This window comes from Escherichia sp. MOD1-EC6098 (assembly GCF_002965865.1).
Classification (GTDB): domain Bacteria; phylum Pseudomonadota; class Gammaproteobacteria; order Enterobacterales; family Enterobacteriaceae; genus Escherichia; species Escherichia marmotae.
In genome coordinates, this window is sequence record NZ_PTSN01000001.1 from 284,222 (window position 1) to 307,524 (window position 23,303).

Below are 23,303 nucleotides of genomic sequence, written 5' to 3' on the forward strand. Positions count from 1 at the left end.
ACAAGACTGAATTTTGAATGTAATTAGAATCGTGAAATTATCGTTTTTATTTCCTCCAGGTTGCGAGCCTGATGCAATTCCTGTAAATCCTTCTCACTGGAGAATAACTCAGCCAGTGCAGATATCATTTCGATATGGCTGTGTTTATCTGGTGCGGCAAGTAAAATGATGACATCTACAGGATCAAATTCCTCTGCATTAAAACTGACACCTTCTTCGAGTTTTAATAATGATAACCCCAATCCTTTTGCACCTTCTTCTGGTCGGGCATGGGGCATTGCCAGCCCAGGCGCCAGGACATAATAAGGCCCCAGTTTTTCATGTTGTGTTTTTATCGCACTGAGATAATCCGTCGTAATTATCTCCGCCTCCAGTAACGGTCTGGCACAAATATCTAATGCTTGCTGCCAGGTTGTGACATTCTTTCGTAATGCGATTGTTGAATCAGAAAGCCAGGTATTAAGCACTTGTCCTCCTCATTTTCCGTGTCAATGAGCAGACTTTAAGCAAGCAACGGCGGCATATCTGAGATCAATCTCACAAAGATAGCGCTATCAGTATGTATCATTCATATTTGTGATAGCGCTATCAAAACGGATTTCACTGATGAAATCCAAACTTCTACCAGAAATTAAGGGGTATACTCTGCTACCAACAGGAAGCCGTTGATGATAAGTAAAAAAAGATCTCCATATGTAGTCGCTGAGCAGGATTTTGTATGGCAATAACCCGAAAACGTCGTAGTACTGGTAAAGTCACTATCGCCGATGTCGCGCAACTCGCAGGAGTTGGCACAATGACTGTATCCAGAGCGTTACGCACTCCCGAACAAGTTTCCGATAAACTGCGGGAGAAGATTGAAGCCGCAGTTAATGAATTAGGGTACATGCCCAACCTCACTGCAAGCGCGCTGGCATCGGCATCTTCGCACACGATTGTAATGGTCGTACCAAACCTGGCTGAAGCAGGATGCACGGAAATGTTTGCCGGGCTGCAACATGTACTACAACCAGCGGGATATCAGATAATCCTGGCTGAGTCACGCCATCGTCTGGAGCAAGAAGAAAAACTGCTGGAAACTCTGCTGGCTTCTAATATCGCCGCAGCGATTTTGCTCAGTGTTGAGCATAATAATACCGTGCGTAACTGGCTCAAAAATGCCTCGATTCCCGTTATGGAAATCGGTGCCATTCGTACCGATCCGATTGATATGAACATTGGCATTGATAATGTCGCAGCAATGTTCGAACTGACGGATATGCTGGTACAACGTGGTTATCAGAATATCGGTTTGCTATGCGCCAACCAGGAACAGTGGATCTTTCAGCAGCATTTACAGGGATGGTATAAAGCTATGTTACGCCATCATATGTCTCCCAACCGTGTTATTAACGCTGCTCTGCCACCGGTTTTTTCCACCGGAGCATCACAATTACCGGAATTTTTACTCGCATGGCCGGAACTGGATGCCCTGGTATGTGTGTCAGATGAGTTGGCCTGCGGTGTTCTGTATGAATGTCAACGAAGACGCATCAAAGTACCAGACGATCTCGCCGTAGTGGGATTTGGTGACAGTGACGTTAGTAAAGTTTGCCAACCACCATTAACAACAATGGCCGTTCCTCACAGGAAAATTGGTCTGGAGGCAGGAAAGGCTTTGCTGGAACGAATTAGAGAAGGTAACTGGAGCGATCAGGTACTCATCGCTCCCAGTTTGTGTTTACGTGAAAGCTGCTGAAACTTATTAAGCCTCTTCTGGATCTTCTTTCGTTTCTACTTCATTCCTGGCATTGCGCTTCATCCACAATGCCAGGGCTTTCAGCGAGTCTGGTGTGAACTCATCGCAACGTGCGGTAATTTCTTCCGGCGTCAGCCAGCAAACCTCACTGACTTCATCTTCCTGGAGAGCGAAAGGACCGTGGGAGACACAACTGAATAACGCGCCCCAGACACGGCAATTTTTATCTTCGAAATAGAACTGCCCGTGCTCGGCAAAGGGGACTCCGGCAATGCCCAACTCTTCTTCCGCCTCGCGACGTGCGGATTCCAGCAGTTGTTCATCGGCCTGGACCACGCCACCTGCGGTCGCATCTAACATGCCGGGTAAAAAGTCTTTTGTCTCGGTACGACGCTGCACAAGAATTTTGCCCATACCATCATGCACAACGATGTAAGTTGCACGATGGCGCAGACACTGTGCCCGCATTTGTTCCCGGCTGGCTTGTGCAATGACTTCGTTCTCTTCATTGACAATATCCACCCATTCAGTACTTGCCAAACGACGCTGTTCCATTATCAGGAAACCTTCTTTTTCTGGCGCTCTTACGGCGCATTTTGAGTTGTGGGGTAAATTACGGATTAATCGCGACCTGCGCAATGATACTTTGATCATTGAGTGCGATTACGCTTAGTACGTCATCATCCAGCGTGCCATAACTCGCCGGATAGCCGCCTTTCGGAATGCTTACCGAACCGGGGTTAAAGTGGAAAATATCCCCCCGCTTTTCCGCTACTGGTAGATGGGTATGACCATACACCAGCACGTCGTTCTGGTTTAAAGCAGGCAGATTATCCGGGCCAAACAGATGGCCATGCGTCAAAAACAGACGTTGTTTTTCCAGTAACACCTGTTGCCACGGCGCGGTTATCGGGAAATGCAGTAGCATTTGGTCCACTTCGCTGTCGCAGTTGCCGCGCACGGCGATAATGTTATGCGCCATCTCATTCAGCCGTTCGGCTACTTTGGCTGGCGCATACCCTTCAGGCAGGGCGTTTCGCGGCCCATGATTCAGCACGTCTCCGAGAATCACCAACCACTGGGCACCGCTTTGGGCAAATAAATCCAGAACACGTTCCGTCGCCGGTAACGACCCATGAATGTCCGATGCAAACATCAGTTTCATCACTCACTCCTCGTCGAAAAAACGTAAGCTATGATACTGGATTCTGTCGTTGCTATCAGCCAGATTGCTTTGCTGAAAGTGCAATAAAACGCTGAACTGAAGCCCGCTGCCACTGGAATGCCGCATAATCCACCAGACGTTCCGACACCTCATCACCATGTAGTACCAGACGATTAATCATTAACGCTAAATCAGTATCCGCAATACACCATTCGCCAAACAGATTCGGCTGACCATGCGCCAGTAAATGTTCTGCCATCGCGAACAGTTTCTCCGCGCTGGCTTTTCCCATTGCCGATAGTGGCGCTTTCTTCGCACCGGCAAAAACGACATCCGTAGAACGTTCTTCGCGGATGGGCATCAGATCGCTGCGTAGCCAGGCCTGAATCTGCCGTGCCCGCGCCCGGTGTTGTAAATCAAGCGGATAAATACGCTCCCAGGTCGGCGGCGCAAAACAGTCCTCCAGATATTCTGCAATGGCAGAGGATTCACTCAACTCAAAATCATCAATTTGTAACAACGGCACGCGCCGTGTCTGCCCATAACCTTGCCACGTCGGCTGCAAATGTTCACCGCTGTCGAGGTCGATGGTCTTCATATGAAAAGGCAGACCTTTTTCCTGCAACGCCACCCAGGCGGATAACACATAAGGGGAGAAAAAATGGGCATCTGACCAAAGCGTGATAGCGGGTTTACTCATTATGTCCTCAGCGATAAATGGGCTTGCTATCAAACTATAGAGCCTTTTTGTCACCGTTACGTGATGAAAACTCACACAAGTCGCCACGGTTTCTATACTTGAGATGTTCAGATTATTAGATAACCGGAGCTGCGATGATCGATCTCTATTTCGCCCCCACACCGAATGGTCACAAAATCACGTTGTTTCTCGAAGAGGCAAGGCTGGATTATCGCTTAATCAAAGTTGACCTCGGTAAAGGCAGTCAGTTTCGCCCGGAGTTTTTGCGCATTTCACCGAACAATAAAATTCCGGCAATTGTCGATCACTCCCCAATTGACGGCGGCAAACCATTAAGCATGTTTGAGTCGGGGGCTATTTTGTTGTATCTGGCAGAGAAAACAGGGCTCTTTTTGAGCCATGAACCGCGTGAACGCGCCGCCACATTACAGTGGTTATTCTGGCAGGTTGGCGGCCTGGGGCCGATGCTCGGGCAAAATCATCATTTTAACCACGCTGCACCACAAAGCATTCCTTACGCAATTGAACGTTATCAGGTTGAAACCCAACGTCTCTATCACGTACTGAATAAGCGGTTGGAAAACTCCCCCTGGTTGGGCGGAGAAAACTACAGCATTGCAGATATTGCCTGCTGGCCGTGGGTCAATGTCTGGGCTCGCCAGCGCATTGACCTCGCGATGTATCCGGCAGTAAAAAACTGGTATGAGCGAATCCGTTCGCGTCCTGCTACCGGGCAGGCGCTGCTAAAAGCGCAAGTAAATGATGAGATTTCGAATAGTTAACAGAACCGGGTTCTCGTGTATTATTTAATCCTAAATAAAACAACGGAGAACCTGCAATGGCACAACCTGCCGCTATTATTCGTATAAAGAACCTTCGTTTACGTACGTTTATCGGAATTAAAGACGAAGAGATTAACAACCGTCAGGATATTGTTATCAACGTTACGATCCACTACCCCGCCGATAAAGCGCGCACCAGCGAAGATATTAACGACGCGCTGAATTATCGCACCATTACTAAAAACATCATCCAGCATGTAGAGAATAACCGTTTCTCTTTGCTGGAAAAATTAACTCAGGATGTGCTCGATATCGCACGTGAACATCACTGGGTGACGTATGCTGAAGTGGAGATCGATAAACTTCACGCGCTGCGCTACGCCGATTCGGTATCAATGACCTTGAGCTGGCAGCGTTAACCGCCATATCGGGAGGCTGCATGAATATAGTGATCACCGGAGGGACGGGATTAATTGGTCGTCATTTAATCCCTCGTTTGCTGGAGTTGGGGCATCAGGTCACGGTGATGACGCGTACCCCGCAGAAAGCCAGCTCCGTCCTCGGCCCTCAGGTGACACTATGGCAAGGGCTTGCCGAACAACGTAATCTCAACGGCGTGGATGTGGTGGTCAACCTGGCTGGTGAACCCATTGCTGATAAACGCTGGACTCACGAGCAAAAAGATCTCCTCTGTCAAAGTCGCTGGAATATCACGCAAAAACTGGTGGATTTGATTAACGCCAGTGACTCGCCGCCGTCAGTGCTTATTTCAGGCTCGGCGGCGGGATATTATGGCGATTTAGGTGAAGTGGTGGTCACCGAAGAAGAACCGCCGCATAACGAATTTACCCATAAACTCTGTGCCCGCTGGGAAGAAATAGCTTGTCGGGCACAAAGTGACAAAACACGAGTATGCCTGCTACGAACCGGTGTGGTGCTGGCACCAGATGGCGGTATCCTCAGCAAAATGCTGCCACCGTTTCGCCTTGGTCTGGGAGGTCCGATTGGCTCCGGTCGGCAGTATCTGCCCTGGATTCATATTGATGATATGGTTAACGGTATTCTCTGGCTGCTGGATAACGATCTGCGGGGACCATTTAATATGGTTTCGCCATATCCGGTACACAATGAACAATTTGCCCACGCGCTAGGCCATGCACTGCATCGCCCGGCGATTATGCGCGTCCCTGCCGCAGCCATTCGCTTGCTGATGGGGGAATCATCGGTTCTGGTATTGGGCGGACAACGTGCGCTGCCAAAAAGGCTGGAAGAAGCGGGGTTCGCTTTTCGCTGGTACGATTTAGACGAAGCGCTGGCGGATGTTGTTCGCTGATACGCTTTGCCGCGAACATCCGCCAGGTAGCCTCGGGGTTTACTGGATCAGTGACTTTGCGCCAGAAGCTCATCTGGCGAAAGTCGGGTTACCATCAGAACTAACTCTCTGTCTAAACCTCTCTCCAGCATCTCCTGGGCAATACGCAGAGCTTCTTCATGTTTGCCCTGCATTGAGCCCTCTTCACGTAATCTGTCAGCAATAGTCATCAGTTTCTCCTTTTCTTGTGGTGCTCGTTCCGCTATCTCACCAATAAATGCACGGAAACGCTGGGCATCCCCCGTTTGTAAAACGTAATTAAACAGTGCTTGTAGCTGCCTGTCATTAGTGTTCCCTGTAACTAAAAGAGAAACAATTTGCTCCACTAAACCCAATAAGTCGCGCTGGCGAATATGTTTCTGAATTAACTCCAGCAATGCCATTTTACGGTGTTGCATAATCTCGTCATCCGGCACTACAGTAATATCTACCAACGGAAAAGCCGATGAGTAAATTTTGCGGGCAATCGCAGGTTCTGCAAATTCATCAAGCCAGCAGAGAGAATAAGGATAAGGACTTCTGCAACCATGATAAAACAGCATTGGGATCACCAAAGGAAGCTCTTTATAGCCCGCATCCAGATGGTTTTGCATCGCCGCGATGGAATAACGCATCATGCGAAAAGCCATTAATTCTTCCGCCTTACTTTGGTGTTCAATGACGACATAAATATACCCCATCCCCTCCTGTGTTTTCACTGACCACAAGACGTCGGAGTAATATTGTCGCAGGTTTTCATCAATAAAACTGTTTGGTTCCAGTTTTAACGTTGTTAAATCACACAGATTGCGCAGCGGTGCTGGAAGATGAATATCAATAAAATCTCGTGCTGTATCTGGATGGCGTAAAAAGGATTTAAATACCGCATCATGCGGCGTGGAAGTGGTCGATATTGTCATGGCGTTCCGTCACCCATCAAATTTAAGAGGACGAGACAATAACTACCCTTTATAACCAATGCAGTAGGCAGTTTTTATATTTGGACAACGAATTCAGAAGTATTTTAAGTGGGCTGAAATATATACATTTCAATGGAAGCTAACTCGCAAATTAGCCTTGAAAATACTCCGGCAGCATTAGCCGCCGGAGAGGCAATTATTTCAGTGATCCTTTAAGGAACTGTTGCAGACGCGGGCTTTGCGGGTTGCCAAATAACTGTTCCGGCGTCCCCTCTTCTTCTATTTTCCCCTGATGGAGAAAAATGACGTGGGTAGAGACATGGCGAGCAAAGCCCATTTCATGAGTCACCACCACCATGGTTTTCCCCTCTTCCGCCAGTTGCTGCATAATGCGCAGAACTTCGCCTACCAGCTCTGGATCGAGCGCTGAGGTAGGTTCATCAAACAGCAAAACTTCCGGTTCCATTGCCAGCGCCCGTGCAATGGAAACACGCTGTTGCTGACCACCGGAAAGATGCACCGGGTATTTCCCCTGCGCACGTTCGTCTATGCCAACTTTCGCCAGATATTTCACTGCCCGCTCGCGTGCTTCCTGCTTGCTCAGCCCCAACACCTGAATCGGCGCTTCCATGACGTTTTCCAGCACCGTCATATGGCTCCAGAGATTGAAGTGCTGAAACACCATCGTCAGGCGCGTGCGCAGTAAACGTAGCTGATTTTTATCGGCAACTTTGAGTTGGCCGTCTTTATCGCGCACCAGATTGATGTTCTGCCCGTTAACCACGATCGCGCCTTCGCTCGGTTTTTCGAGGAAGTTAATACAGCGCAGAAAGGTACTTTTCCCTGATCCCGACGATCCGATGATACTGATCACATCCCCGGCGTTCGCTTGCAGTGAAACGCCTTTCAGCACTTCGTGTTCGCCGTAGCGTTTGTGCAAATCGATAACGTTTAATTTATTCTCGGACATCGTATTCTCAGTGCGTTGAAGAAGGTTTCACATGCTGCAACCAGCGTTTTTCCGCTTTGCGAAAGAGACTGATCAGGACATAAGAGATGATTAAATAGAGCACCGCGGCAATGCCAAAGGCAGTAAAAGGTTGATACGTGGCGGCGTTGATATCGCGGGCAATTTTCAGCAGATCCGGCACCGTGGCAGTAAACGCCAGCGCAGTAGAGTGCAGCATCAGAATCACTTCGTTGCTGTAGGCCGGTAATGCAATACGCAGTGCCGACGGCAAAATAATGCAGCGATACATTTTAAAGGTTGAGAAACCATAGGCTCTGGCAGCTTCAATTTCCCCATGCGGCACCGACCGGATCGCCCCGGCAAAAATCTCAGTGGTGTAAGCACAGGTGTTGAGCGTCAATGCCAGCACGGTACAGTTCAGGCCACTGCGGAAAAAGGCGTTAAGGAACTCGGTGCCTTTAACAATCTCCAGCGTGTACATGCCGGAATAGAACACCAGCAACTGAACATACAGCGGCGTACCGCGAAAAATATAAGTAAATAACCAGATGGGAAACTGAATGTATTTATTACTTGAGACGCGCCCAATCGCCAGAAACAGCGCCAGAATCCCCCCCATCACCACCGACAGAATCAGCAACCAGAGAGTGATCGCCACACCGGTAAAGCGATAACCGTCAGTCCACAGCAGCGGTTTCCAGTATTCATGTAAGATTTCGATCACAGGTCGGCCCTCTTCACACCCACGGAGTAGCGGCGCTCAAGGAACAGCAGCACACCATTGGAAACGGTGGTAAAAACCAGATAAATCACGCCACAGACGATGGCGAAATAGAATGGTTCCCAGGTACTTTTGCCTGCCAGTTGAGTGGCTTTCACCACATCTTCCAGTCCGAGTAACGAAACGAGAGCCGTTGATTTAAGAATGACCTGCCAGTTGTTGCCAATCCCCGGTAGGGCGTAACGCATCATCGCCGGGAACATAATCCGCCGAAACACTTGCCCACGGGTAAAGCCGAATGCTGTTGCCGCCTCAATATGCCCTTTCGGCACCGCCATAAACGCGCCGCGGAACGTTTCGGTGAAGTAAGCGCCGTAGATAAACCCCAGGGTTATAATACCGGCGACCATCGGGTCGATATCAATCTGTCCGACGCCCATCGCCTCCGTCACCGTGTTTAGCGCGATCTGCAAACCGTAGAATATCAGCAGCATTAACACTAAATCCGGCACACCGCGTATCAGCGTGGTATAGCCTTCGAAAATCAGTCCCGATAACCGATTTTGCGAAAGCTTACCGCCAGCGCCAATAAGACCGATAATTACAGCGAGCACTACAGAGCTGATAGCCAGCTCCAGCGTGACGAGCGCCCCCTGTAAAATTACACCTGAAAACCCATACAACATGCTGCCTGTCCTGTTGTGTGTGGTGAATTTACCGCCTCTTATCTCCCTCCGGTGCCTCGAAGGGAGCGGGCTTTCTTTCACCGATGGCGATTAGCCACCATAAACATCAAAATCGAAGTACTTTTTCGCTAATTTCTCGTAAGTACCGTCAGCGCGCATTTCAGCAAAGGCTTTGTTCAGTGCCTCGCGCAGTTCGTTATCTTCTTTACGCAGCCCCATGCCGGTGCCTACGCCAAACAGTTTTTCATCTTTAACAGACGAACCACCGAATTTGTAATCTTTACCGACTGGCTGTTTGAGGAAACCTTCACTGGCGGCAACTTCATCCTGGAACGCGGCATCAATACGTCCGGCAGTCAGGTCTGAGTAAATATTGTCCTGCCCCTGATAAGAGACGATTTCAATGCCTTTGGGAGCCCAGTGTTCGTTACCAAATGTCTCCTGGGTGGTGCCCTGCAATACCCCTACCCGCTTGCCTTTCAGCGATTCTACTGTCGGCTGGATGTCAGAATTTTTCGCCACCACCAGACGAGAATCGGCAGCATACAGTTTGTCGGTGAAGGCAATTTCCTGCTGACGTTTTTCCGTGATGGAAAGTGATGACATGATGGCGTCAATCTTCTTCGCTTTTAATGACGGAATTAACGCATCCAGCGGATTCTCAACAAAGGTACATTGCGTATTGATGCGTTTGCACAACTCCTTCGCCAGATCAATATCAAAGCCAACCAGTTCGCCTTGTAAATTTTTTGATTCAAATGGTGCATAGGTTGGATCGGTGCCGATACGGATATTTTGCGGAATAGCAGCAAACGCAGCGGTTGCGCTGGAGAAGGCCAGAACCAGAGAGAGCGATAGCACCAGTTTTTTCATAATGTCCTCAACTGACAGTCTTTTTATAGGGAATATTTACAGGTTTGTTACAGTTATCGTGCCATAAAATTGACCAACAAGGCAAAATATCCAGGCCAGTTAGTCGTATTATTTTTCATTAAAATTGCTTAAGTATGCATTTTAATGCACCACGATAGTGCAACAAACCTGGAATGCACCATGATGATTCCCCATCAGGCGCTACTTCCCTGCGACGTATCAGCCACCATAGACATTAAAGTCGAAATACTTTTTCGCCATCTTGTCGTAAGTGCCATCCTGACGCAGTTCGCCAAGCGCCTTATCAAAGGCGGCTTTCAGTTCGGCATCATCTTTACGTAGCCCTACACCTGTACCATCACCGAAGTATTTTTTGTCTTTCACTGATGAACCAGCAAAGGCGAACTCTTTACCGGCGGGTTGCTTGAGGAAACCTTCGCTGGCAGCGACTTCATCCTGCAGAGCGGCATCCAGACGACCTGCATCCAGATCGGAATAGACCAAATCCTGGTTAGCATAGGCCACCACATCGACGCCTTTACTGCGCCAGTTGTCATTGGCGTACGCTTCCTGGGTGGAGCCTTGCAGCACACCAACATGTTTACCTTTCAGCGAATCCAGCGTTGGTTGGATCGGTGAACCTTTAGCTGCAATCAAACGAGAATCCGCGGCATACAGCTTGTCGGAGAAGGCAATCTCCTGCTGACGTTTATCAGTAATAGAGAGCGATGAAATAATGGCATCGATTTTTTTCGCTTTCAGTGACGGGATCAGCGCATCAAAGTCACTGGCAACCCAGGTACATTTAACCTGCATGCGTTTGCACATCTCGTTACCCAGATCGATATCAAAGCCAACAAAGTCACCTTTGGCATCTTTCGATGAGAACGGCGCATAGGTGGTATCCGTTCCGATACGTACCGTCTCCGGCAGTGCCGCAGAGCTGGAAGCTGCTGCGGACAGACCGACTAACAAAGACAGAGCAAGAATCGACTTCTTCATACATAACCCTCAAGTGAAATGGCTTTTTTATGTTGTGTATTGTGTTGTGTGTTTGCAGGCTCGTTCATGCAGGTCTTATGCCATCTTGACAACAGCTCAAACATCCAACGTTAAATATGTTAATAAGACGTTGCATTATTGTCCTGAAGTTGAAGATAGCAGGTATGCCGGTTGAATCGCAGCGTTTCGATTCAATGGCAGGAACAAAATGTCGAGGATTTGATCACGGTTGCAAAATTGCCCCGAAACAGGGCAACAGCAAAGTTATGCGCCCTGCCAGCGGGCAAAGAGATCTTCGGGAAGGGTTATCGTAAACTGATCAAGTACACGGTTAACCGTTTGATTTATCACATCATCAAGCGATTTCGGACGATGATAAAACGCCGGAACGGGAGGCATAATTACCGCACCAATTTCCGCAGCCTGAGTCATTAAACGCAAGTGTCCTAAGTGCAGCGGCGTTTCACGCACGCAGAGCACCAGTGGGCGACGCTCTTTCAGTACCACATCTGCTGCTCGGGTCAGTAAACCATCGGTATAGCTATGGACAATGCCGGAAAGGGTTTTGATTGAACAGGGTAAAATCACCATCCCCAACGTCTGGAAAGACCCGGAAGAGATGCTGGCGGCAATATCGCGCGCATCATGGGTGACATCGGCTAATGCCTGAACTTCGCGCAGGGAAAAATCCGTTTCGAGGGATAAAGTCTGGCGCGCTGCCTGGCTCATCACCAGATGCGTTTCAACATCTGCGACATCACGCAGAACCTGTAATAAACGTACGCCATAAATCGCGCCGCTGGCACCGCTGATGCCTACAATGAGTCGTTTCATAGATAATTGCCCTGTCAGACTTGCAGGCAGACTTTGCAGGATTTCGGCGGGAGTTGCAAGTCAGGGTGCCAGACCGGCACCCTGAACGAAGGTATTATCCTTCGTTATGCATTTCCAGGTTTTCAACTTCGTTCTGACGTTGCACTGCTTTAGCGTCGTCATTACGTAAAGTATCGAGGAAATCGAGGTAGCCTTGATCAACGTCTTTGGTGACATAGACGCCATTAAACACCGAGCATTCGAACTGCTGAATATCCGGATTTTCAGCGCGAACGGCTTCGATCAGATCGTTTAGATCCTGGAAGATAAGCCCATCAGCACCGATGATCTGGCGGATTTCATCCACTTCACGACCGTGTGCGATCAGTTCCGTGGCGCTCGGCATATCAATACCATAAACGTTCGGGAAACGAATTTCCGGCGCGGCAGAGGCGAGATACACTTTCTTCGCTCCGGCTTCACGCGCCATCTCGATAATCTGCTCAGAGGTGGTGCCGCGGACGATGGAGTCATCGACCAGCAGAACGTTTTTATCGCGGAACTCAGCGCGGTTGGCGTTCAGTTTACGACGAACAGACTTACGGCGCAGTTGCTGGCCCGGCATGATAAAGGTACGGCCAACGTAGCGGTTTTTCACGAAGCCCTGGCGGTACGGTTTACCCAGAATGCGAGCGATTTCCAGTGCGATATCGCAGGAGGTTTCCGGAATCGGGATCACCACGTCAATATCCAGATCTTCCCATTCACGGGCAATTTTTTCGCCAAGCTTGGTGCCCATATTAACGCGGGCGCTATAAACGGAAATTTTGTCGATGAACGAATCCGGGCGGGCAAAGTAAACATACTCGAACAGGCACGGATTGCTGACCGGATTGTCGGCACACTGACGGGTAAACAACTGCCCTTCTTCAGTGATGTAAATCGCTTCGCCCGGTGCGACGTCACGCAGGAACTCAAAGCCCAGGGTATCGAGCGCAACGCTTTCAGAGGCAACCATATATTCTGTGCGATTGTCATCAACATCGCGTTTTCCCAACACCAGCGGACGAATGCCGTTAGGATCGCGGAAAGCAACCATACCGTGGCCGATAATCATCGCCACACAGGCATATGCGCCACGGATCAGACGGTTAGTGGCGGCAATGGCGGCGAAAATGTTATCGGCTTCCAGCGGATAGTGGCGGAAGTTATCCAGTTCGCTGGCGAAGATATTAAGCAAAATTTCCGAGTCAGAAGTGGTGTTGATGTGGCGGCGTTTTTCTTCAAACAACTTTTTACGCAACTCGTGAGCGTTAGTCAGATTGCCATTATGGGCAAGCGTGATGCCATACGGAGAGTTAACGTAAAACGGCTGCGCTTCAGAAGCACTGGAGCTGCCAGCCGTAGGGTAACGCACATGACCAATGCCCATATTGCCCTGCAAACGCTGCATGTGGCGAGCTTCAAATATATCGCTCACCAGACCGTTCGCTTTACGCAAACGAAAGCAGTTATTGGCATCAATGGTGATGATGCCTGCGGCATCCTGACCGCGATGCTGAAGCACCGTTAAGGCATCATAAATCGACTGGTTAACCGGCATAACACCGGCGATACCGACAATACCGCACATACGTCTTTTTCCTCGTTAAGCCACATCTCAGAGCACTTACGCTCTGGGCAAGAAACTTGACGAGCTTTGCAGATAATCAAAAAACCATCTGATGATAAAACTGAACTGTGGGATCAGCTGTGATTTGCTCCAGTCTTCGCTTTTCGACACTCCGGTAAAGGAGTCGAGAAAGAAAAGAATAGCGGCAACAATCAATACGCCGCGCAACGCACCGAAACAGACGCCCAGCACCCGATCGGTGCCTGACAACCCCGTTTTCTCCACCAACTGACCTATCACGAAGTTCACGATAGCGCCAACGATAAGCGTAGCGATAAACAGTACCGCGATGGCAATCCCATTTCGAACCAGTTCGTCTTCAAAGCCCGTAAACCAGGCTGACAGGTAAGTGTAGTAATGACTGGCGACAAAGAACGCACAACCCCATGTCACCAGCGATAATGCTTCACGAACAAAGCCGCGGATCAGGCTAACCAGAGAAGAAAAAGCAATCACCGCGATTATGGCGTAATCAATCCAGACCATATGTGTCCCACGATTTTACGCCCTGTCATCCTGTTCGGGGCGCATTCTAACAGAAAAAGAAAACGTTTGCGTAGGGATTTCCTTCCCGCGCATCAATAAAAATGGCGCTGAAAAAATATTCAACGCCATCGACTTTTTGTGCCTTTGCGGCACCGGCTATACGTGTCGGATGCGGCGTGAACGCCTTATCCGACCTGGGGTTATGCTCCCGCGTAGACCTGATAAGACGCGTTAGCGTCGCATCAGGCAAACCGTATTAATTCGGCGTATAGCCCATCACCACGCCGCTCAAGCCAGAAAGCTGCCTCAACTCACCCAGCGAACCTTTCAGCTTCTCTTTAGAAGCATCCGGCCCAACCAGAATGCGGGTGATTTTACCCTGCACTGGCGTCGACGGCGACGTATAAACGCGATATCCCGCGCCACGCAGCTTAGCAACAATCTCATTCACTTTATCGGCATTTTTCAGCGCGCCCAGTTGCACTACATACGCTTTACCCGTCGGTGCCGCTTTTTCTTCGACGGCAGGTTTTGGTTCTGGCTTCGGCGCTGGTGGCGTTTCCACCTTCGGCTTCGGCGGTTCCACAGGTTTCGGCTTCGGTGGAGCAACCGGTGCAGGTTCCGGTTCAAACTCAGTATTATTGGCTGCAATGATTGCCGGATCGAGTGACGGTGCCGCTGCATCTCCCGCACGCACCTCCTCTGCAGCCCCTTCAGGCGGCTGTGTCGGCAATGCCTGGGTGGCGGCAGGCATCATATCAGGCTCATCGCGATCGCCTGGTTTTGGCACCAGAGGGATCGCTGCAAACTCATCCTGATAATGTTTTTTCTGCCCATCGAGCAGCCCTGGAAGCACAATCACCCCCAGCGCCACCAGCACTATTGTGCCAACTAACCGATTCTGAAACTTACTCGCCACCGCTTCTCCTCGCGTCAATCACTTCCATGACATGTGCGACCGTATGGAATGAACCACACACCAGCACGGTATCTTCCGGTTTAGCGTCCGCCATCGCGGCATCCCATGCCTGCGCAACGCTGTCAAATGGTTTGCCATTACCCAGATGTTCCAGCAGTTGCTCTGCTGTAGCACCGCGCGGCCCTTCCAGTGGCGCACAATACCAGTCATCAACTACGCTTTTCAACCAGGCCAGAGTTCCGGCAATATCTTTATCATGTAGCATACCGATAACCGCCAGCACGCGCCCGCTTTTCGGTAACGCTTGCATACGTCCGGTGAGATATTCTGCCGCATGTGGATTATGGGCGACATCAAAAATGACGCGTGGCAACTCACTCACAATCTGGAAACGTCCCGGTAAAATTGCACTGGCAATGCCCTCGCGAATTGCCTGTTCACTGACCTCCAGGCCGCTGGCGCGAAGTGCTGCCAGCGCCGTTGCGGCATTTGGTTGTGGGACAAGCGGCAACGGCAGGTTTTCTAGCGTACCGTGAGCATCGGTAAACGACCAGTCATGGTCTGTGACAGAATAATTCCACTCAACACCGCGACGTTGCAGCAATGCACCTTTTTCCTGCGCCACATCGGCAATGGTGTACGGCATTTCCGGTTCACCGACAATCGCCGGTTTTTCACTGCGGAAGATCCCCGCTTTCTCGCGACCAATGCTTTCGCGATCTGGCCCCAGCCAGTCGGTATGATCAAGCGCAATGCTGGTCACTACCGCGACATCAGCATCAACAATATTGGTGGCATCCAGACGACCGCCCAGCCCGACTTCCAGAATCACCACGTCAAGTTGTGCCTGTTTGAACAGCCACAACGCCGACAGCGTACCGTATTCGAAATAGGTCAGAGAAATATCACCGCGTGCCGATTCAATCTCAGCAAAAGAGGCAGTATGGGCCGATTCCGGTAATTCCTGACCCTGCACACGAACGCGCTCGGTATAACGCACCAGATGCGGCGAACTGTAGACCCCCACTTTGTACCCTGCCGCCATCAGAATCGACTCCAGCGTGCGACAGGTTGTGCCTTTGCCATTAGTACCCGCGACAGTAAACACAAACGGTGCTGGTTTCAGAATGCCGAGACGCGCTGCCACCTGGCTTACGCGCTCAAGGCCGAGATCGATAGTCTTACTGTGCAGGTTTTCCAGATAAGAAAGCCACGAAGCCAAAGGCGACGCGGCTTGAGGTGTGCGTTTGATAATCATGGTATCCGCTGATTCATTACGGGGATAATAGCAAAAGGGCAGAGCCAGCGGCCCTGCCCTTATCAGTTATCAGGCCTCTGGTTCCTGATCCGGTGCTGGTGGCACCACTTCGCCTTCGCGTGGCGCTTCAGGATTCGGCGCTGGCAGATTCATCAGCTTCGCCAGGATGCTCGCCAGTTTCAGGCGCATTTCCGGGCGGCGGACAATCATGTCGATCGCGCCTTTCTCGATCAGGAACTCACTGCGCTGGAATCCCGGCGGCAGTTTTTCGCGAACGGTCTGTTCAATAACACGCGGACCGGCAAAACCGATTAACGCTTTCGGTTCAGCAATGTTGAGATCGCCCAGCATCGCGAAACTCGCAGAAACACCGCCCATGGTTGGGTCAGTCAGCACGGAGATGTACGGCAGACCGCGCTCCTGCATTTTCGCCAGCGCAGCAGAGGTTTTCGCCATCTGCATCAGCGACATTAGCGCTTCCTGCATACGTGCGCCACCGGAAGCGGAGAAGCAGATCAGCGGGCAGTTGTCTTCCAGCGCCTGCTCAACGGCACGCACGAAACGTGCACCCACCACAGATCCCATTGAACCGCCCATAAAGGCAAATTCGAATGCCGCAGCAACGACCGGCATTCCATACAAGGTGCCTTTCATTACTACCAGCGCGTCTTTTTCGCCGGTTTCTTTCTGTGCAGATGCCAGACGGTCTTTATACTTTTTGGAGTCACGGAACTTCAGCACATCTTTCGGCTCAAGCTCGCTACCCAGCTCCACAAGGCTTCCTTCATCCAACAGGCTATGCAGGCGATTACGCGCCGTCATACGCATGTGATGGTCACACTTCGGACAGACCTCAAGATTACGTTCCAGCTCAGCACGGTATAAAACCTGACCGCAGCTATCACACTTAGTCCACACGCCTTCAGGAATGCTCGCCTTGCGGGTGGGAGTAATGTTGCTTTTAATTCGTTCAATCCAGCTCATTAGGGACCTTTCTGTCTGAACCTGGTTCGATGCCAGCTTTATCTTTGGGGACGCATAATGCCATTTTTGCCCCCAACAGACCATGAATGTTGCACATTAAAACATAACAGCCCGAAACTTTGGATAAAAAAGTGGTCGAACCGCGGAGTTACTTTTTATTTTGCGGCGCGTGCCGCAGCGCGTTTGTGACGGATAATTTCGATGACGCCCGGCAGAATGGAAACCACAATAATCCCGACGATCAGCAGCTTAAGGTTATCCTGAACCATTGGGATTGTACCGAAGAAATAGCCTGCGTAGGTAAAAAGTAGAACCCACAACAGCGCGCCGATCACGTTATAAGCGGCGAAATGACGGTATGACATGTGGCCCATCCCCGCAACGAACGGGGCGAACGTTCTGACGATTGGCACAAAACGGGCGAGAATAATGGTTTTGCCGCCATGTTTCTCATAAAACTGATGGGTTTTGTCGAGATAACTGCGACGGAAAATTTTCGAGTTCGGATTGCTGAATAATTTCTCACCGAACAACCGCCCAATAGTGTAGTTAACGGCATCGCCAACAATCGCGGCAACCAGCATCAGTACTACCATCATATGGACATTGAGATCGTTAGTTCCCAGCGAGGCCAGCGCCCCGGCAACAAACAGCAGCGAATCTCCCGGCAGAAACGGTGTCACTACCAAACCAGTTTCACAGAACAAAATCACAAACAAAATGGCATAAACCCAGACGCCATACTGCGCGACCAGTTCCGCCAAATGCACGTCAATGTGCAGGATAAAATCGATGAGGAAATAAATCAGGTCCATATTTGCCTATGCCTTGTACGACTAAAATTAGTCCGCCAGAAAGAGCGGGCCCATTGGCGGCTTTGGAAGATCGAATCTGTCCGGGTAATCCACCGCGACCAGATACAACCCTTCCGCTTTCGCCGTTGCTGCCGCCAGCGTCCTGTCCTTAGCCGCCAACAGCTCTGCTATCCAGCTCTCCGGCTGGTTGTGGGCACCCACTTCCATCAGGCTGCCGACAATATTCCTCACCATATGATGTACAAAGGCATTCGCTTTGATATCTACCACCACATAGGGACCGTGACGCGTGACGTTGATATGCATAACGTTACGCCACGGCGTTCGGGACTGACACTGCACCGCGCGGAACGAGGTGAAATCATTCTCGCCCAACAGGCATTGTGCCGCCCGATGCATCCGTTCGGCATCCAGCGGTTCGTAAAAGTGGGTAACACCTTTACTCAGTACCGCCGGACGCAGTCGATGATTGTAGATGATGTAGCGATAACGGCGAGCCGTAGCGCTAAATCGGGCGTGAAAATCATCGGGTACAGCTTTAACCCAACGCACGGCGATGTCACCAGGTAAATTCGCATTTACGCCTAACGTCCACGCAGCGTCTTTGCGTAACGCGGTGGTTTCAAAATGCACTACCTGCCCGGTGCCGTGTACCCCTGCGTCGGTTCGCCCGGCACAGAACACGGTGATGGGTTCGTTCGCTACCTGCGAGAGCGCCTTTTCCAGCTTTTCCTGCACACTGCGGACTTCATTCTGCCGTTGCCAGCCGTAATATCTGCTGCCGTCGTACTCAATACCCAGCGCAATTTTATAAACTGGCGGTTGTTGCTGGTCGGACATTAGTACAGGTACTCCTGCACCAGTTTTTCAGCGATCTTCACCGCCATCAGTGCCCCCCCAAAACGGACGTTGTCGGCCACCGACCAGAACTGGATTTGCTCTGGCATGCCATAGTCATTACGAACACAGCCGACAGAAAGATGCGGAGAACCAGACGCATCGCCCACCTGCGTTGGGAATTCATTCTCTTCAGAAAGCACAATATCTTCGCTTTGGGAAAACGCATCACGCGCTTCTTCTGCCGCCAGCGGACGTAATGCTTCGAAGTTGACCATCTGAGCATGACCGTAAAATACCGGTGCCTGAACGACACTAGCCGAAATCATCAGCCCTTCGTCCTGCATAATTTTGCGCACTTCATCGACAATACGGCGCTCTTCACGTACGTTACCTTCGCGATCCGGTAGCAAGGGCAGCATATTAAACGCCAACTGACGACCAAAGAAATCATCTTCATCAATCGGAATACCGTTGAGCAATTTCGCGCTCTGCCCGGCTAATGCATCCACCGCTTTTTTGCCCTGAGCGGAGGCAGAAATCAGGCTGGTAACGCTGATGCGCGACAAACCGCCCTGATCGATTAACGGTTTCAGTGCAGCCAGTAACTGGCTGGTCAGGCTATCAGGAACAGCAATAACGTTACGGTTACGGTAGTCCGCCAGTACAAACGGATTCACGTCCGGCACCACCAGCGGAACATCAGGTTCGAGAGCAAACAGGCCGCTGCTATCAATGACCAGACACCCCGCGTTAGTGGCTTCTTCAACCCAGGCGGCGGTAGCTTCTTTACCTGCAACAAAAAACGCCAGTTGCGCCTGCGTCCAGTCAAAATCGGCAGCATCCTGCACGGTGATTGTCTTACCACCAAAACGCAGATGTTCACCTGCGCTTTCGTTACGTGCCAGTGCATAAATTTCCCCAACCGGGAACTGACGTTCAGCCAGCGTTTCAATCAGGGCTTCGCCCACAGCGCCAGTTGCGCCCAGGACAGCAATGTTCCAGCCTTCAGACATGGTGGTTTACTCCAGAAATAGCAAAACTCCCTGCCGATATTACAGCAGAGAGCATGAAGAAGAGATTAACGTGCCGGATGATGAACGGCGTTAAAACCCAATTTACACAGTAATGCCGCCGCGTTGGCGTCATCGCAAATCACATACAGAGACGACCATTCACGGCGTTCAAGGTAATTTTTGCGCAGTTTATCGAACTCACCCGGTATCCCGGCGACTTTACGCAGCGGTGCGTCATCGCGGCGTACATCATACACCAAATGCACCAGCCTTTTTAGCGTTGGCTGATCGAGCGAGCCATGCAGCGTAATACGGCCAAATTCTGGTGTTGGCAATAAGGTATCCAGCGCGATGTGCTGTTCATGACCAATAAACTTGCTATAAGCCTCAAACACTTGCGTGGTGCCACGCGCTTTACCTTCGAGGGTATAGCCCGCGATATGCGGCGTGCCGATATCCACTTTTTGCAGCAGCTCGACGTTGAGTTCTGGCTCGCCCTCCCAGACGTCCAGCACCACGCTTAACTTCTGGCCTTCATTCAGACAGGTCAGCAGTGCGGTATTATCGACGACTGCGCCACGGCAAGCGTTAATCAAAATCGTCCCCGGCTTCAGGCTGCGGATCAGTTTTTCATCCGCCAGATGCCGCGTTTTGTACGGACCATCTTTAAAGAGTGGTGTATGGAACGTCAGAATATCCGCGTGCTGAACCAGCTCATCAAGAGAACGGAAATCTCCCTCATCCCCACGATCGGCGCGTGGCGGATCGCAAAGCAAGGTTTTAATTCCCAACGCCTCCAGCCGCGCCTGTAATCGACGACCAACGTTACCAACTCCCACGATCCCCACGGTACGGTCATGCAGTGAAAATCCATCGCGTTCGGCAAGCATTAGCAACGACGAGAAAACATATTCCACTACCGCAATCGCATTGCAGCCAGGTGCGGCAGAAAAACCGATCCCTGCCTGCTGCAACCATGCCTCATCAACATGGTCGGTCCCCGCAGTGGCGGTGCCAACAAATTTTACTGATTTCCCCGTCAGCAGCGACGCGTTCACTTTCGTGACCGAACGCACCATCAACGCATCCGCGCCATCCAGTTCTGCGACTGGAATTGGACGCCCCGGAACCGCTTTCACCTCACCCAAACGGCTAAATAATTCGCGGGCATAAGGCATATTTTCATCAACAAGGATTTTCACGTTTGTGCTACCTGTATGAGAACGAGAGTTAACCGGACAAGTGTGCCATAATCTCGCGGCCAGGCATACTTGCGATGATTTCAGGTATAAGGATACGTAATGATACAACCTCTTTCAGGCCCTCCTCCTGCGCAACCACCAGGTCAGGGGGATAACCTGTCGTCTGGCGCAGGCAATCAGCCTTTATCCAGCTTGCAACGTACCGCGTTGGAAAGTTTGATGATCAAAGTGACTTCGCTGACGCAACAGCAGAGCGCAGAGTTGTGGGCCAATATAAAGCACGACATCGGTCTGCCGGGTGATTCACCTTTGCTTTCACGCCATTTCCCGGCAGCAGAACAAAACCTTGCGCAACGTTTGCTGTCTGCGCAAAAAAGTTATTCTGTCCGCCAACTTTTGGCCCAATTGGGGGAGTATTTACGTCTGGGGAATAATCGTCAGGCCGTCACGGATTATATCCGGCATAACTTTGGTCAGACGCCTCTAAATCAACTCTCACCAGAGCAATTAAAAACCGTCCTGACGCTACTACAGGAAGGGAAGATGGTTATCCCGCAGCCGCAACAGCGCCAGGCGACCGACCGACCTTTATTACCAGCGGAACACAATACGCTCAAGCAACTGGTCACCAAACTCGCGGCGGCAACAGGGGAACCCAGCAAACAGATTTGGCAATCGATGCTGGAACTTTCAGGGGTGAAAGATGGCGAGTTGATTCCGGCGAAACTGTTTAACCATCTGGTCACCTGGTTACAGGCTCGTCAGGCGTTAAGTCAGCAACACACTCCGACGCTGGAGTCACTCCAGATGGCGCTAAAGCAGCCACTGGATGCAAGCGAGTTGACGGTATTATCGACGTATGTTGAGCAAAAGTATGGGCTTTCAACACAATCAGCCCTGACGTCTGCACAGGCCGAAGATATCCTTAACCAGCTCTATCAGCGGCGGGTGAAAGGCATTGAACCGCGTGATATTCAACCGCTGCTCAATCCCTTTACCCCATTAATTGACACGATGAAAGAAATGTCAATGCGCCCCAGCCTGTGGATATTATTCGTCGTCATCATTGTGATGTTGATCTGGCTAGTGGGTTAACCCCGGCGAAACGACAGTATCGTCACAATAATCCCCAGCACCGCCGATATCGCCCCGGCAAGAAATACCGAAGAGTAGCCAAACGAGGTCGCCAGAACACCCGCCAGCGGCCCGGAAACACCGAGGGCGATATCCTGAAACGCGGCATAGCCACCGAGCGCTGTGCCGCGCACCTGGGAAGGAACGCGTTTAACCACTTCCACACCCAGGGCCGGGAATATAAGCGAACACCCAGCCCCGGTTAACGCCGCGCCCGCTAATGCGACCCACGCTCCCGGTGCCTGCCAGAGCATCAACAAGCCGGCCGTTTCTACCAGCAGAGAGACTATCGCCACTTTTACGCCACCAAAACGGTCTGGCATCCAGCCAAACATTACGCGCATTACGACAAATGCGCCGCCAAAGGCGGTGAGCGTAAAGCCCGCCATCGCCCATCCTTTGCTGGCAAAGTAAAGCGAAACGAAGGTCCCGATAACCGCAAAGCCCACGCCCTGAAGCGCCAGGCCCAGCCCAGGCTTCCAGATAAGACCGACGACACTCCACAGCGAGGGGCGTTCTCCCGCCAGAGCTGGTACTTTGCGCACCGTGCCATTGCAGGCCCACGCCAGCAACGGCAGTATCATTGTCGTAAGTGCCAGGACGGCAAAACCGTAATGACTATGGATCAGTAAGCCAAGCGGTGCGCCGACAGCCAGTGCGCCGTAAATCGCCATCCCATTCCACGACATCACTTTTCCGGAGTGTTTTGGCCCGACGATGCCTAATCCCCAGGTCAGAGCACCAGTCAGCAACTGACTTTCACCAAAGCCAAGGATCAAACGCCCGACGACCAGCAGGGCAAATTTAATCGGCGCAGAAACGGGTAAAAGCGCGGCCAGCAATAAAGCACCACCGGCCAGGCCACAGGATAACATGCCCTGAAGTGCTGAACGTTTTGCCCCATATTGATCGGCCAGCCGTCCGGCATAACCTCGTGTTAATACCGTAGCCAGAAACTGAATGCCAACGGCAATTCCGACCATGGTGTTGCCATAGCCTAGCTCATGATGGACAAAAAGTGGGATCACCGGCAAAGGTAACCCTACGGTCATGTAGGTCAAAAAAACCGCAAAAGCGATGCGAAAAAGCGAAAAATTGGCAGAAGATCGTGTTTCTGTTTGGCTTACAGCAGTCATGCATTACTCCAGAATGCAGCGCAAGGCGAAGAATTTCCCCGTCTTATCTCTCTGGTTTTCAGGGTTACAGTGCGTTGGAAGGGTTTAACGCGTACGTATTTTCAGCAGGAAATCGACAAAGCA

26 protein-coding genes are annotated in these 23,303 nt (G+C 50.9%); 5 read left to right on the plus strand and 21 right to left on the minus strand.

Features of this window, described 5'->3' with window-relative positions:
* Positions 1 to 23: 23 nt before the first annotated feature.
* Entirely contained in the window at positions 24 to 467 is a 444-nt protein-coding gene (locus tag C0K55_RS01240; protein ID WP_000935564.1) for a PTS sugar transporter subunit IIA, read from the minus strand.
* A 251-nt stretch (positions 468 to 718) separates the two neighbouring features.
* Between C0K55_RS01240 and C0K55_RS01245 the strand changes: the two genes are divergently transcribed.
* Entirely contained in the window at positions 719 to 1,738 is a 1,020-nt protein-coding gene (locus C0K55_RS01245; protein WP_105266028.1) for a LacI family DNA-binding transcriptional regulator, read from the plus strand.
* A 6-nt stretch (positions 1,739 to 1,744) separates the two neighbouring features.
* On the opposite strand, the gene yfcD is transcribed toward C0K55_RS01245, so the two are convergent.
* The 3 genes from yfcD to yfcF are packed head-to-tail and all read right to left on the minus strand — an operon-like array spanning position 1,745 to position 3,603.
* The gene (gene yfcD / locus C0K55_RS01250; protein WP_000437936.1) at positions 1,745 to 2,293 is read right to left on the minus strand and encodes an NUDIX hydrolase YfcD; all 549 of its coding nucleotides are present in this window, start codon (positions 2,291 to 2,293) and stop codon (positions 1,745 to 1,747) included.
* Positions 2,294 to 2,351: 58 nt separating this feature from the next.
* Complete coding sequence (gene yfcE, locus C0K55_RS01255) at positions 2,352 to 2,903, minus strand: phosphodiesterase (RefSeq protein WP_001516787.1); 552 nt, start codon at positions 2,901 to 2,903, stop codon at positions 2,352 to 2,354.
* Positions 2,904 to 2,958: 55 nt separating this feature from the next.
* The gene (gene yfcF / locus C0K55_RS01260; protein ID WP_000042426.1) at positions 2,959 to 3,603 is read right to left on the minus strand and encodes a glutathione transferase; all 645 of its coding nucleotides are present in this window, start codon (positions 3,601 to 3,603) and stop codon (positions 2,959 to 2,961) included.
* A gap of 134 nt (positions 3,604 to 3,737) precedes the next feature.
* Here yfcF and yfcG point away from each other — a divergent pair, with 134 nt between their 5' ends.
* The 3 genes from yfcG to C0K55_RS01275 are packed head-to-tail and all read left to right on the plus strand — an operon-like array spanning position 3,738 to position 5,718.
* Entirely contained in the window at positions 3,738 to 4,385 is a 648-nt protein-coding gene (yfcG, locus tag C0K55_RS01265; protein ID WP_105266027.1) for a GSH-dependent disulfide bond oxidoreductase, read from the plus strand.
* Positions 4,386 to 4,441: 56 nt separating this feature from the next.
* A complete protein-coding gene (gene folX / locus C0K55_RS01270) occupies positions 4,442 to 4,804 on the plus strand; it encodes a dihydroneopterin triphosphate 2'-epimerase (RefSeq protein ID WP_016249014.1) in 363 nt (120 codons plus the stop codon).
* A gap of 20 nt (positions 4,805 to 4,824) precedes the next feature.
* Positions 4,825 to 5,718, plus strand: a complete 894-nt coding sequence (locus C0K55_RS01275) for a TIGR01777 family oxidoreductase (RefSeq protein WP_105266026.1) — start codon at positions 4,825 to 4,827, stop codon at positions 5,716 to 5,718.
* Between the two features lie 47 nt (positions 5,719 to 5,765).
* On the opposite strand, the gene rpnB is transcribed toward C0K55_RS01275, so the two are convergent.
* The 16 genes from rpnB to pdxB form a co-directional block, all read right to left on the minus strand.
* On the minus strand, positions 5,766 to 6,656 hold the full coding sequence (rpnB, locus tag C0K55_RS01280) for a recombination-promoting nuclease RpnB (protein WP_105266025.1): 891 nt from the start codon (positions 6,654 to 6,656) through the stop codon (positions 5,766 to 5,768).
* 196 nt (positions 6,657 to 6,852) lie between these two features.
* On the minus strand, positions 6,853 to 7,626 hold the full coding sequence (gene hisP, locus C0K55_RS01285) for a histidine ABC transporter ATP-binding protein HisP (protein WP_001293593.1): 774 nt from the start codon (positions 7,624 to 7,626) through the stop codon (positions 6,853 to 6,855).
* A gap of 7 nt (positions 7,627 to 7,633) precedes the next feature.
* A complete protein-coding gene (locus C0K55_RS01290; protein ID WP_000569965.1) occupies positions 7,634 to 8,350 on the minus strand; it encodes an ABC transporter permease in 717 nt (238 codons plus the stop codon).
* Entirely contained in the window at positions 8,347 to 9,033 is a 687-nt protein-coding gene (gene hisQ, locus C0K55_RS01295; RefSeq protein ID WP_000965518.1) for a histidine ABC transporter permease HisQ, read from the minus strand. The genes C0K55_RS01290 and hisQ overlap by 4 nt, the downstream gene beginning before the upstream one ends.
* A 90-nt stretch (positions 9,034 to 9,123) precedes the next feature.
* A complete protein-coding gene (gene hisJ, locus C0K55_RS01300; protein ID WP_105266024.1) occupies positions 9,124 to 9,906 on the minus strand; it encodes a histidine ABC transporter substrate-binding protein HisJ in 783 nt (260 codons plus the stop codon).
* A 219-nt stretch (positions 9,907 to 10,125) separates the two neighbouring features.
* Entirely contained in the window at positions 10,126 to 10,908 is a 783-nt protein-coding gene (gene argT, locus C0K55_RS01305) for a lysine/arginine/ornithine ABC transporter substrate-binding protein ArgT (RefSeq protein WP_000748242.1), read from the minus strand.
* Positions 10,909 to 11,172: 264 nt separating this feature from the next.
* Positions 11,173 to 11,742 carry a flavin prenyltransferase UbiX gene (gene ubiX / locus C0K55_RS01310; protein WP_001516792.1) on the minus strand — a complete coding sequence of 190 codons (570 nt, stop codon included), beginning with the start codon at positions 11,740 to 11,742 and terminating at the stop codon, positions 11,173 to 11,175.
* Between the two features lie 94 nt (positions 11,743 to 11,836).
* Positions 11,837 to 13,354 carry an amidophosphoribosyltransferase gene (purF, locus tag C0K55_RS01315; protein ID WP_000334207.1) on the minus strand — a complete coding sequence of 506 codons (1,518 nt, stop codon included), beginning with the start codon at positions 13,352 to 13,354 and terminating at the stop codon, positions 11,837 to 11,839.
* 36 nt (positions 13,355 to 13,390) lie between these two features.
* Positions 13,391 to 13,879 carry a colicin V production protein gene (gene cvpA / locus C0K55_RS01320; RefSeq protein ID WP_000262105.1) on the minus strand — a complete coding sequence of 163 codons (489 nt, stop codon included), beginning with the start codon at positions 13,877 to 13,879 and terminating at the stop codon, positions 13,391 to 13,393.
* A gap of 256 nt (positions 13,880 to 14,135) precedes the next feature.
* Positions 14,136 to 14,798 carry a cell division protein DedD gene (gene dedD, locus C0K55_RS01325; RefSeq protein ID WP_038354598.1) on the minus strand — a complete coding sequence of 221 codons (663 nt, stop codon included), beginning with the start codon at positions 14,796 to 14,798 and terminating at the stop codon, positions 14,136 to 14,138.
* Positions 14,788 to 16,056: a bifunctional tetrahydrofolate synthase/dihydrofolate synthase gene (folC, locus tag C0K55_RS01330; RefSeq protein WP_105266023.1), complete on the minus strand. Its 1,269-nt coding sequence runs from the start codon at positions 16,054 to 16,056 to the stop codon at positions 14,788 to 14,790. Before folC ends, dedD begins: the two co-directional genes overlap by 11 nt.
* A 69-nt stretch (positions 16,057 to 16,125) precedes the next feature.
* A complete protein-coding gene (gene accD / locus C0K55_RS01335; RefSeq protein ID WP_000118402.1) occupies positions 16,126 to 17,040 on the minus strand; it encodes an acetyl-CoA carboxylase, carboxyltransferase subunit beta in 915 nt (304 codons plus the stop codon).
* 155 nt (positions 17,041 to 17,195) lie between these two features.
* Positions 17,196 to 17,855: a DedA family protein gene (locus C0K55_RS01340; protein ID WP_000364342.1), complete on the minus strand. Its 660-nt coding sequence runs from the start codon at positions 17,853 to 17,855 to the stop codon at positions 17,196 to 17,198.
* A gap of 27 nt (positions 17,856 to 17,882) precedes the next feature.
* Positions 17,883 to 18,695, minus strand: a complete 813-nt coding sequence (gene truA, locus C0K55_RS01345) for a tRNA pseudouridine(38-40) synthase TruA (RefSeq protein ID WP_001283594.1) — start codon at positions 18,693 to 18,695, stop codon at positions 17,883 to 17,885.
* Positions 18,695 to 19,708: an aspartate-semialdehyde dehydrogenase gene (locus C0K55_RS01350; protein WP_001289148.1), complete on the minus strand. Its 1,014-nt coding sequence runs from the start codon at positions 19,706 to 19,708 to the stop codon at positions 18,695 to 18,697. The genes truA and C0K55_RS01350 overlap by 1 nt, the downstream gene beginning before the upstream one ends.
* A 65-nt stretch (positions 19,709 to 19,773) precedes the next feature.
* A complete protein-coding gene (gene pdxB / locus C0K55_RS01355) occupies positions 19,774 to 20,910 on the minus strand; it encodes a 4-phosphoerythronate dehydrogenase PdxB (protein ID WP_000699165.1) in 1,137 nt (378 codons plus the stop codon).
* A 99-nt stretch (positions 20,911 to 21,009) separates the two neighbouring features.
* Here pdxB and flk point away from each other — a divergent pair, with 99 nt between their 5' ends.
* Positions 21,010 to 22,005, plus strand: a complete 996-nt coding sequence (gene flk, locus C0K55_RS01360; protein WP_000615850.1) for a flagella biosynthesis regulator Flk — start codon at positions 21,010 to 21,012, stop codon at positions 22,003 to 22,005.
* Here flk and C0K55_RS01365 read toward each other — a convergent pair.
* Entirely contained in the window at positions 22,002 to 23,180 is a 1,179-nt protein-coding gene (locus tag C0K55_RS01365; protein ID WP_000127795.1) for an MFS transporter, read from the minus strand. The two genes, flk and C0K55_RS01365, sit on opposite strands and share 4 nt — an antisense overlap.
* Positions 23,181 to 23,303: the final 123 nt, after the last annotated feature.

Excerpts from the sequence above, each read along its gene's own strand:
- C0K55_RS01245 (WP_105266028.1), top strand. The coding sequence starts at position 719 with ATGGCAATAACCCGAAAACGTCGTAGTACTGGTAAAGTCACTATCGCC.
- yfcD (WP_000437936.1), bottom strand. The coding sequence starts at position 2,293 with ATGGAACAGCGTCGTTTGGCAAGTACTGAATGGGTGGATATTGTCAAT.
- yfcE (WP_001516787.1), bottom strand. The coding sequence starts at position 2,903 with ATGAAACTGATGTTTGCATCGGACATTCATGGGTCGTTACCGGCGACG.
- yfcF (WP_000042426.1), bottom strand. The coding sequence starts at position 3,603 with ATGAGTAAACCCGCTATCACGCTTTGGTCAGATGCCCATTTTTTCTCC.
- yfcG (WP_105266027.1), top strand. The coding sequence starts at position 3,738 with ATGATCGATCTCTATTTCGCCCCCACACCGAATGGTCACAAAATCACG.
- folX (WP_016249014.1), top strand. The coding sequence starts at position 4,442 with ATGGCACAACCTGCCGCTATTATTCGTATAAAGAACCTTCGTTTACGT.
- C0K55_RS01275 (WP_105266026.1), top strand. The coding sequence starts at position 4,825 with ATGAATATAGTGATCACCGGAGGGACGGGATTAATTGGTCGTCATTTA.
- rpnB (WP_105266025.1), bottom strand. The coding sequence starts at position 6,656 with ATGACAATATCGACCACTTCCACGCCGCATGATGCGGTATTTAAATCC.
- hisP (WP_001293593.1), bottom strand. The coding sequence starts at position 7,626 with ATGTCCGAGAATAAATTAAACGTTATCGATTTGCACAAACGCTACGGC.
- hisQ (WP_000965518.1), bottom strand. The coding sequence starts at position 9,033 with ATGTTGTATGGGTTTTCAGGTGTAATTTTACAGGGGGCGCTCGTCACG.
- hisJ (WP_105266024.1), bottom strand. The coding sequence starts at position 9,906 with ATGAAAAAACTGGTGCTATCGCTCTCTCTGGTTCTGGCCTTCTCCAGC.
- argT (WP_000748242.1), bottom strand. The coding sequence starts at position 10,908 with ATGAAGAAGTCGATTCTTGCTCTGTCTTTGTTAGTCGGTCTGTCCGCA.
- ubiX (WP_001516792.1), bottom strand. The coding sequence starts at position 11,742 with ATGAAACGACTCATTGTAGGCATCAGCGGTGCCAGCGGCGCGATTTAT.
- purF (WP_000334207.1), bottom strand. The coding sequence starts at position 13,354 with ATGTGCGGTATTGTCGGTATCGCCGGTGTTATGCCGGTTAACCAGTCG.
- cvpA (WP_000262105.1), bottom strand. The coding sequence starts at position 13,879 with ATGGTCTGGATTGATTACGCCATAATCGCGGTGATTGCTTTTTCTTCT.
- folC (WP_105266023.1), bottom strand. The coding sequence starts at position 16,056 with ATGATTATCAAACGCACACCTCAAGCCGCGTCGCCTTTGGCTTCGTGG.
- accD (WP_000118402.1), bottom strand. The coding sequence starts at position 17,040 with ATGAGCTGGATTGAACGAATTAAAAGCAACATTACTCCCACCCGCAAG.
- C0K55_RS01340 (WP_000364342.1), bottom strand. The coding sequence starts at position 17,855 with ATGGACCTGATTTATTTCCTCATCGATTTTATCCTGCACATTGACGTG.
- truA (WP_001283594.1), bottom strand. The coding sequence starts at position 18,695 with ATGTCCGACCAGCAACAACCGCCAGTTTATAAAATTGCGCTGGGTATT.
- C0K55_RS01350 (WP_001289148.1), bottom strand. The coding sequence starts at position 19,708 with ATGTCTGAAGGCTGGAACATTGCTGTCCTGGGCGCAACTGGCGCTGTG.
- flk (WP_000615850.1), top strand. The coding sequence starts at position 21,010 with ATGATACAACCTCTTTCAGGCCCTCCTCCTGCGCAACCACCAGGTCAG.
- C0K55_RS01365 (WP_000127795.1), bottom strand. The coding sequence starts at position 23,180 with ATGACTGCTGTAAGCCAAACAGAAACACGATCTTCTGCCAATTTTTCG.